At 72.3% G+C, this 9544-nt stretch carries 7 protein-coding genes; all 7 read right to left on the minus strand.

Features of this window, described 5'->3' with window-relative positions; translation table 11 throughout:
* Window positions 1-39 precede the first annotated feature (39 nt).
* Complete coding sequence (locus AC1RSJ_RS10285; RefSeq protein ID WP_493118278.1) at window positions 40-1086, minus strand: hypothetical protein; 1047 nt, start codon at window positions 1084-1086, stop codon at window positions 40-42.
* A 22-nt stretch (window positions 1087-1108) separates the two neighbouring features.
* Complete coding sequence (locus AC1RSJ_RS10290) at window positions 1109-2218, minus strand: substrate-binding domain-containing protein (RefSeq protein ID WP_493118279.1); 1110 nt, start codon at window positions 2216-2218, stop codon at window positions 1109-1111.
* A gap of 118 nt (window positions 2219-2336) precedes the next feature.
* Complete coding sequence (locus AC1RSJ_RS10295; RefSeq protein WP_493118280.1) at window positions 2337-4844, minus strand: hypothetical protein; 2508 nt, start codon at window positions 4842-4844, stop codon at window positions 2337-2339.
* A gap of 159 nt (window positions 4845-5003) precedes the next feature.
* The gene (pstS, locus tag AC1RSJ_RS10300) at window positions 5004-6620 is read right to left on the minus strand and encodes a phosphate ABC transporter substrate-binding protein PstS (RefSeq protein ID WP_493118281.1); all 1617 of its coding nucleotides are present in this window, start codon (window positions 6618-6620) and stop codon (window positions 5004-5006) included.
* Complete coding sequence (gene pstA, locus AC1RSJ_RS10305; RefSeq protein WP_493118282.1) at window positions 6617-7906, minus strand: phosphate ABC transporter permease PstA; 1290 nt, start codon at window positions 7904-7906, stop codon at window positions 6617-6619. Before pstA ends, pstS begins: the two co-directional genes overlap by 4 nt.
* 7 nt (window positions 7907-7913) lie before the next feature.
* Window positions 7914-8894 (minus strand): phosphate ABC transporter permease subunit PstC, encoded by a 981-nt coding sequence (gene pstC / locus AC1RSJ_RS10310; protein WP_493118283.1) that lies wholly within the window; start codon window positions 8892-8894, stop codon window positions 7914-7916.
* Between the two features lie 123 nt (window positions 8895-9017).
* The coding region (locus AC1RSJ_RS10315; RefSeq protein WP_493118284.1) for a PASTA domain-containing protein at window positions 9018-9544 on the minus strand (527 nt) is incomplete at its 5' end.

Consider the following 9544-nt stretch of genomic DNA (forward strand, 5'->3'; position numbering starts at 1 on the left):
CGGGGCCGACGGATCGGCGCCCGCCCGGGGCGGTGGGGCCTACTTCGAGACGAGCGTGAGCGTCATCTTCGAGGTGTAGGTGCCGGCCTTCGACTTCGCGGGGGCGACGAAGGTCAGGTCGGCGTCGAGGTTGGTCAGACCGGACTTGCCGGCGGCCGACGACGCGAACTTGCCGTCCGACGCGGTGCCGGCCGTGTTGCCGGCGGCGGCGACCGCAGCCGACTCTGTGCCGACGACGGTCGGCTTCACGCCGAGCTGCTTCGCCTCGATGGTGTCGGTGCCGTTGGTGAAGACCGCGACCGAGCTGGTGAGGTCCCAGCCGGGCGTGGACTCCTGGCGGCCGTCCTTGACCGAGAACTGACCGAGCTTGCCGGTCGCGGTCGAGACGCCGTTCACGAGCGCCGGGGTGCCGAGGGTCGCCTTGGCGCCGGTCGGGATCGACAGCTCGAGCACGCCGTCCTGGCCCGCGATGGCGTTCGCGGACAGGTCGATCGAGCCGGTCTTCGCGCCCGGGTTCACCGGCGGGTCCACCGGCGGGGTGGTCGTCTCGGTCGGCGAGTCGAACGTGTAGTCGCCACCGGCCTTGATGTGCAGCTTGGTGTAGTACACGCCGGCCGAGGCCATCGTGAGGCCGTTGTTCTTGAGGAACGCGAGGCCGTAGCTGTACTCGCCGCCGGCGGCCTTGACCGCGAGCGGGTTGCCGTTGCTGAGCTGCGAGAGGGTGGCCTGCGGCTGGGTGACGTTCTTCGACCCGTTGTTGAAGCCGGCCGGCGAGTACGCCGCCCAGGCGCTCGGGGTCTTCTCCGAGCCGACGGGGGCGAGGAACACCGCGACGGACTCGGCGTCGGCCGAGCCGGTGAAGAGGGCGTCGTAGTTGTCCTTGACCGGGATGCCGATGACCTCGGAGTTCCAGGTCAGCGTGGTGCCGGCGGCGACGGGTGCACCCGTGCCGCCGTCGGCGATGTACCAGGGGCCGGCCGAGTCGGCCGGGGTGGCCGCGAACGCCGGAGCGGCCACGGACGAGGCGAGGACCACGAAGCCGGCAGCGGTGACCGCGGCGGCCTTCGAGGCGACGGACTTGAACATGATGATCAGATTCCTATCGGGGTCAGAGCGTGACGTACGCGGGGAGCGGGGTGGTGGTGGAGGGGGCGAGGAAGCCGAACTTCTTCTTGACGGCGCCGGGGGTGGAGTTCAGCGAGCCGAAGTTCGTGAGGCTGCCGGCCTTGGTGGAGTCGACGAGGCCGGCGAGGGCCGCGTCGTACTTGGCGTCACCGGGGGTGACGCGGGCGCGCTCGACGACGAGGTAGGTGTCGCGGCCGAACGTGGTGTCGCTGTAGAACGCCTGGTTCGGCACGAGGCTGCTGCCGGTGCCGGTGTAGGGCGCGACGCCGGAGATCGGGCTGCCGAGCAGCACGCCGGTGGTGCCGATCGTGCTGACGCCGGTCACGCCGTTCGACTGGGCGACCCAGCTCGCGACCGAGAAGGGGATGATCTCGCCGGCGCCGAGCACCGACGCGTCGTTCTCCGCCGTGGCGTTGCCGGTGTCGCTCACACCCGGAGCGGTAGTGCCGGTGTAGCCGAGCGCCGCGAGGAAGAAGTTGCGGGTACCGGAGCCGGTCTGGGGCAGGCGGGGCTTGATCGCGGCGCCGTCGACGGTGGTCAGCGTGCCGTCGAAGATCTGCTTGAGCTGCGCCGGGGTGAGGTTCGCCCAGGCCGCCGTGCCGCCCTTGTACGCGTAGCCGACGGCGTCGCGCGCGTAGGGGTAGTAGAGCAGCTTGCCGTCGGCGTTGCCGTTGGTGCCCGGGCCGGACGACGAGCGGGCGATGTCGACCTGGCCGGTGATGACCTTGGCCGGGGTCGTGTTGGTGCCGCCCGCGGAGTAGGCGACGCCGGTGATGGAGGCGCGGAGCGCGGTGACGCCGGCGCCGGATCCGGCGGGGCGGCCGAAGTACGCGCCGCCCGGCTTGGTCTGGATGGCGGCCGAGCCGAACGCGTCGAACGAGCCGAGCGTGCTGTTGTTGGCGAGGATGCGCACGCGGGTGCCCGAGGCGTCGGTGCCGTTGATGAGCGCGTTGGTGGAGTCCTGCAGCGTGTCGGAACCGACCAGCACGTAGCTGTTCGAGACCGGCTCTGCGAAGGCGGGGGCGGCGAGCGCGGCACCGGTGACGGCGACCGCGGCAGCCGCGGCGAACGCCGCGACCTTCTTGATCTTCAAGGGAGTGCTGTCCTTTCGAGGGGTGGTTCCGCGCTCGTCCCAGGGCGGTGCGCTCGCGGCTTGGAGCGGAGCTCCGGGTCCCAGCCCGGTCGAGCGCTCCGCCAAGTTCATGGGTGCGTCAGATGCGCCTCCGGATCCGGAGCACCTGGATGGCGACGACGCCAAGCACGCCGGCGAGCAGGCTCAGCGGCACGACCGTGTCGAGCCCGTCGCGGTCGCCGTCGCCGGGGGTCTTCGCGGAGGAGAGCGTGACGGCGGAGCCGGAGGCGGTCGGGTTCCCGGCGGCAGCGCTGCCCGCGGCCGACTCGTTGCCGGGCAGGTTCACGAGCGGCAGGTCGAACCCGCCCGACCCGCCGGCGCCCGGATCGAGGATCTCGCCGCCGGTCTCTGCGACGGCGCCCGACTCGATCGCGGCCGCCGCGGTGAGCGCCTGCGTGCGCCAGGCCGCGGGCAGCGGTGCATACCCGGCGGGCAGCGAGCCGACCTCGACGCCGGGCGTCTGCGCGCCGGCCGAGACGGCGTAGCGGATGAAGGCCGCATAGCTGGTGCGCAGCGCGGTGTCGGTCATGGCGGGGTTCGCCGCCGCGTAGACCGGCATCGTCAGGGGGTAGGCGGTCGGCGCCGCCTTCGCGGCATCCGAGCCGTTGTCGAACGAGACGACCTGGGGCTGCGTCGTCGACCGCGACATGGCGGCCGCGGCCGCGGTGAACCCGGCCACGCTCGGCGCGACGAACTGGCCGGCCGGGTTGCGCAGCGCCGCGGTGACGGTGAGGTACTTCTCCGCGGAGGCCGCGTCCGTCACGCCGACGACCGCCTGGTTGCCGGGCAGGTCGCGCACGCTCTTGTCGTAGGCGGGCGGGCTCGAGACCGGGTTCCAGGCGCCGAGCACCTGCCCGTCGCCGCGCAGCGTCTTGTACGCGGAGGTGTCGAGGTCGCTCGTGAACGGACGCCAGGTGACGACGTTCACCGCGGCCTTGCCGTCCTGTGCGGCCACCTCGGCGGGGTCCGCCTTCGGGAAGCTGTCGGCCGGGTAGGTCTGCGCGAACGAGGCGCCGGAGGCGTCCTTCGGTGCGACCGTCGCGGAGTCGGACGCCCACTTGTTGACCTTCATGCCCCACTGGTCCGCCGTGCCGGCCAGGAACGCACGGGCGTCGGCGTCCGCCATGACGTACGACCAGAGCGCGAACGCGGCGTCCGAGCGGCCCTGCGGCACCAGCGCGTCGGCGACGGCGGGGCTCGCGATGGCCTGGTGCGACCACTCCGGGTCGTTGACCGCCCGGAAGTCGGGGTCGAAGAGCAGGTTGCGCGGGTTGCCGGCCAGATGCGACCGGTCGGCGTCGTAGGGCAGCGCGTCGAGGTAGGAGCCGGTGAGGAGCTTCGCGACGAGACGCGGCGTCAGGTTCATCGCGCTGAACGGCAGCTTCGCGCGAGCCTGCTCGGCGGGCGAGGCCGAGCCGTCGAGCGCGGGCTGCCGGTCGATGGCGAACGAGATCGCGAGTCCGGTCAGGCCGATCGGGGCGTACTGCAGGTCGTCTTCGACGTCGCCCTGCAGCGACCGCGTGGTGAGCGCCATCGGGCCGGGAACCGCGCTGTTCGCCGCGCCGACCGCATCCGACTCCGTGCCGGTCAGCACCGAGTAGGCGTCGCCGACGGCCGCGCCGCAGAGCTCCGGCTGCCACGAGGCGACCGCGCCGGTGATGAGCTCGCTGCCCTGCAGCTGGCGCTCCTGTGCGCCGATCGCGCAGACGTCGCCGATGGGGCGGAAGCCGAGCTTCACGGCGATCCGGTGCTTCCACTGGGCGGCGAACAGGCCCGACTGGTCGGTCTGCGTGCTGCCCGCGTCGGCCGTGCCCCGCGGGATCGCGACGAGCCAGCAGGAGCGGCCGGTCTTCGAGCCGTCCGACGCGGTGACGAGATCGCCGCAGCCGAGGCCGGGCGCCTGCACCTTCGTCTGCACCTCGAACTTCACCGCGCCGGTGCCGTCCGAGCCGGAGCCGGCCCACGGCACCTCGTTGGTCGTGTACTTGGTGAAGAACTGGTTGGTGTTCGGGTCGACACCGCGGATGCGCGTCTTCGCGACGGCGTCGATGTTCGTGGAGACGGTGCCGTCGACCGCCGTGAACGGCACCGACGTGTAGTCGCCGAGCGGTGCCTCCGAGACCGTGTACGCCGCGTCCGCCTCGTCGGCGGTGCCCTGCGCGTGGTAGCGGTCGCGGGTCGTGCCGGCCTGGTTGAAGCCGCCGTACTGGCAGGTCGTGCGGTCGGGGCCCGTCGTGGTGTCGGCACCGCCCCAGCACTGGGCGAACTGCAGGAAGTTCGTGCCGCCGTTCTGCTGGCTCGGCTGGGTCGAGGCCTTGCCGCCCGTCCAGCTGAGCGTGATCGCCTGCGACACGAGGCCCTCGGTCTGCGACACCGTGAGCTTCAGCCCGGGGAACGGAGCGTTCGCGACGTCCGCGTCCTGCTCCGCCGCCGTCACCGTGACCGCGGATCCGGCGTCGTCCGCCGCGTGCGCGGGAGCCGTGATGGCGAGACCGGTCACGAGCGTGAGGCCGGCGGCGAGCGCGCCGGCGAGCAGCGGCATGACGGCGGCGCGCAGGCGCGAGCGGCGACGGGCAGGGGTGGTCACAGATGGCTCCAGGAAGGGGAGAAGCGGGCTCGGGGGGCCCGCGAACAGGCTGTTGGCGGGCGGTATCGGGACGGTGAACGGATCGGGAAGGAGCACACGCCGGGGCGCATCCCGGAGGTGCTCCGGCGCGGCGGCCGGACGGGCCGCCGCGCCGGTGCGTCAGCCGCCGGAGCGGTCGCCGGAGCGCATCCGGCGGGAGAGCAGCGGCGGCAGCACGACGGCCGCGGCGAGCAGCACGCCGGCGATGATCATCGCCACCTGGCCGGGGCCGAAGGGATCGTCCGGCAGCTTGTACTGCTTCGAGACGGCGCTGTTCGACGAGGCGTTGTTCGCGTTGATCGGGTTGCCGTTCTCGTCGTACTGGGTCGCGCCGTCGCCCGTGCCGGTGCCGTCGCCGGAGGTCGCACCGTCGCCCGTGCCGCCCGTGCCGCCGCCGGATCCCGAGCCGGAGCCGGCAGCGGATCCGCCGGATCCGGTGCCGCTGACCGGCGTCTCCGTCTTGGCGCCGGCCGTGCCAGTCGTGCACTGGTTCGGGCCCTTCGCGTCGCACGCGGCGGGCTGCGGCGCGGTCTGCGCGAGCAGGTTGTCCGACTCGCTCTGGCCCGCCTTGAACGTCGGGTTGTTGCACTTGTTGATGTCGACGTTTGCGCTCGCGGCGCCCGGGATGCGGGAGATCTGGGTGAACCCGGCCTTGACCAGGTTCATCGGCAGCGGCGAGTAGCCGAGCGCCGGCGCCTGCTGCTGGCCCTCGCAGAGCATGTAGCTCGCGAACGTGCCGAGGGTGGCGCCCTTCGCCTCGGTGAAGATGCCGCGCACCTTGGTCGGCACGATCATGTACGAGTAGCTCGAGAGCGGGTAGTTGCGCTTGTCGCCGTTGTTGTACACGCCGTCGAGGTTCTGCGTGAGATCCCCGTTGATGCGCGCCTGGAGCAGGGCGACGGCCACCGACGACGCGGTCGGCTCGACGTAGTAGCCGGACGCGTTGAGCACCTTCGCGACCGGGAAGCCCGACTTCAGCGCGTAGCTGTACTCGACGTAGGTGATCGCACCCTCGCCGTAGCTCTGGCTCACGTAGCCGGCCACGCCGAGCGAGCCGTTCTGCGCCTTGATCGCGCCCTTCACCGGGTACTGGGAGGTGAGGCCCGACTGCCCCGAGTAGGCGGACCACTGCGAGGCGTACTGCTTCGACATCCACAGCGTGAACTGCGCGGTCGAACCGGAGCCGTCGGAGCGGACGACCGGCGTGATCGCCTTGTTCGGCATCGCGAGACCCGGGTTGTCGGCCTTGATCGCCGGGTCGGACCAGTTCGAGATCTGGTTCGTGAAGATCTTCGTGATGGTGTCGCCGGAGAGGCGGAGGTTCGTGACCCGCTTGCCGCCGATCTTGAGGTTGTACATGAAGGCCGTGCCGCCCGCGACGATCGGCATGTAGGCGAAGCTGTCGGCATCCGGGTTCTCCGGCTGCGCGCCGGGGACGTCCGGCTTCGACTGGAACGGGATCTCGCTCACCGCGAAGTCGACCGTGCCGTTGATGAAGTCGGTGCGGCCCGCGGACGAGCCGGTGCCCGAGTAGTTGACCTGCATGCCGTAGTTGGTGGCCACGTTGCGACGCCACTGGTCGAGGGCGTTTTGCGACCAGGTCGATCCGCTGCCCGAGATGGCGACGTAGCTGGCGGCCTGCGCCGGCGCGGCCGACGAGACGAGCATCAGCGCGAGCCCGAGCGCCGCGACGCCCGAGAGGGCGGCGGCCGCACGGCGGAAACGGGTGCGGATCATCGCGGGGGCTCCTGGGTCGTGGTGTCGGGTGCTGCGGGTGCGGGGGACGGATCGTGCGCGACCGGCGGCGGCGGGGGCACGGCGGGGATGGCGGCGACCGGTGTGACGGTCGCGAGCGTGATGCGGTCGAGGTCCGCGGCCGAGCGGGCGGCCGCGCGGCGGCGCTCCCCCGCCGAGAGCACACCCGGCGGCCGGCCGCCGATGATGCGGGCGATCATGAAGAGGATGAGCACGAGCGTGATGAGCGTCGCCGCGGTGCCGAAGCCGCGCGCGATCATGTTCGGCTCCGGCGACTTGACGAAGTCGTAGACCTGCAGCGGAAGCGAGATCATCGGGCCCGAGAACGGGTTGAGGTTCATCACGGCCGTCACGCCTGAGGTCAGCAGCACCGGCGAGGTCTCGCCGACGCCGCGCGCGGTGCCGAGGATGACGGCGGTGACCAGGCCCGAGCGCGCGGTCGGCAGCACCACGTGCCACACGGTGCGCCAGCGGTTCGAGCCGAGCGCGTACGACGCCTCGCGCAGGCTGCCCGCGACGAGGCGGAGCACCACGTCGGAGGCGCGGATGACGATCGGCAGCATCATCACCGTGATCGCCATCGAGGCGGCGATGCCGGAGCGCTGGTGGGTGATGAACTGCACGACCGCGGAGTAGACGAACAGGCCGGCGACGATCGAGGGCAGCGCGGTCATCGCATCCGAGATCGTGCGCACGAAGCGGGCGAAGCGGCCGCCGACCTCGTTGAGGAACACGGCCGTCGTGATGCCGAGCGGCACGGTGACCGCGAGGGCGATCGAGATCTGGATCAGCGTGCCGATGATCGCGTGGGTGATGCCGCCGACGCTGAGCGGATCGAGCGGGCCGGCCTTCTCCATGTCCTGCGTGAAGAAGTTGACGTGCCAGAACGCGTCGGTGCCGCGCACCAGGGTGAAGGCGACCACGAACACGAGCGCGCCGAACAGCACGACGCCGGCCGAGATCATGAGCACGCTCATGAGGCGGTCGGCGACCGCGCGGCGGTCGTTGGCGAGCGAGAGCAGCAGCGCGTAGAACCCGAGGAACAGCAGGAACGCGACCACGACCGCGCCGATCGCGCCGGTGAGCGGGCTGAACCAGCCGTAGAGCAGGGCGGTGAAGGCGATGGCGGCGACGGCCGCGCCGATCGCGTCGAACTTCGCCGCGACGGTCGAGCTGCGGATGCTGCGGCGCTCGGGCACCTCGACGCCCGCGACGTCGACGACCGTGGTGCGGGTGCGCGTGCTGACGCGCTCGGCAGGCAGGCTCATGGCGTGCTCAGCTCGTCTGGGCGCCGGAGCGCGAACGGGCGACGATGGTCGACGCGGCGAAGTTGATCACGAGGGTGATGAGGAACAGCGCGAGTCCCGCGGCCATGAGGGCCGAGAGGCCGAACTGGCTCGACTCGCCGTAGCGCAGCGCGATGAGCGCGGAGACCGAGTTGGTGCCCGACTTCAGCACCTGCCAGTTGATGGTGAAGAGCGGCGAGATGATCATCGCGACCGTGATCGTCTCGCCGAGCGCCCGGCCGAGCCCGAGCATCGTCGCGCCGATGATGCCGCCGCGGCCGAACGGCAGCACGACCGTGCGGATCATGCCCCAGCGGGTCGCGCCGAGCGCCAGCGCGCCCTCCCGCTCCCCCACCGGCGCCTGCGAGAACGCCTCCCGCATCACCGAGGTCTGCGTCGGCACGACCATGAGCCCGACGATCACGCCGGCGATGAGCGCCGACGACGCGAACGTGCCGTCGGTCAGCGGCGCGCCGTCCTCGGTCGAGACGCGGAAGATCGGGATCCAGCCGAAGTAGGTCGCCATCCAGCGCGACACCGGGATGATGTTCTCCTGCAGGAAGAACAGGCCCCAGAGCCCGAAGACCACGCTCGGCACGGCGGCCATGAGGTCGACGAGCACGACCAGCAGCGAGCGGATCGCGCCGGACGCCAGCTCCGAGATGAGCAGCGCCGTGCCGATCGCGAGCGGGAAGCTCACCGTCATCGCGACCAGGGCGATCGTGACCGTGCCGAAGAGCACGGCGCCGATGCCGAAGTGACCGGTCTCGGGCGACCACTCCTGCGTCCAGAAGAACGACGGGCCGGCGACGGAGAGCGCCTCGCCGCCGCGCAGCGAGAGGAACACGCCGACCGCGAGCATGATCGCGACCGTGAGGATGCCGGCGGAGAACGCGGTGCGCCGGAACGCGGCGTCGGCGAACGACGGCCGAGCCCGCAGCGAGCGCGGGGTGATGTCGGCGGCGGTCACGGGGGTCTCCTCGGGGCGGGGCGCTGCGGGCGGAACGGGTGGTGCGGGGCGTGCGGGGGCTGGTCTGCCGGAGGCGGACGGGCTATTCGAACCGCGGGAGGTGAATGGCCGGGGGTCGCCGGGTTAAGGCGACCTGGACGCTGACGGCGTCGGCGTGGGCGTCGGCGCGGCGGTGGGGGCGCCGGTCGGCGCCGGGTGGTCGGGATCCGCGACCGGGACGGTCGGCGCGGTGCGCACGTCGACCACGCTGCCGAGCGGGAGCGATGTGCCGGCGATCGGGCTCGTGCCGGTCACCGTCCGGGATGCGGCGCCCGAGGCGAGGTCGGCGGGCTCGACGCCGGCGCCGAAGCCCGCCGCGCGGAGGGTCGCGACGGCGGAGGCCGGGTCCTGCCCGGCGGTCTCCGGCACGGCGTTCCGGCCCGAGGCGATGACGAGGTCGGCCGCGCCGCCCTCCGCGACGCGCTCCGGCGAGGCCACGACCGTGCCCGCCGCCGCCGCGCCGTCGCGTTCGGTGACGAGCCCGACCCGGATGCCGAGGGCGGCGAGCCGCGAGGTCGCCTCGGCCAGCCCGGCTCCGGCCAGCGCGGGCAGCGGCACCCAGCGGACGCGGGCCGCCGGGCTCGTGTCGGCGGACGCGGACGGTGCCGCGG

Source organism: Schumannella sp. GW821-FHT10F01 (assembly GCF_058809295.1).

Excerpts from the sequence above, each read along its gene's own strand:
- pstA (WP_493118282.1), bottom strand. The coding sequence starts at position 7,906 with ATGAGCCTGCCTGCCGAGCGCGTCAGCACGCGCACCCGCACCACGGTC.
- AC1RSJ_RS10285 (WP_493118278.1), bottom strand. The coding sequence starts at position 1,086 with ATGTTCAAGTCCGTCGCCTCGAAGGCCGCCGCGGTCACCGCTGCCGGC.
- pstS (WP_493118281.1), bottom strand. The coding sequence starts at position 6,620 with ATGATCCGCACCCGTTTCCGCCGTGCGGCCGCCGCCCTCTCGGGCGTC.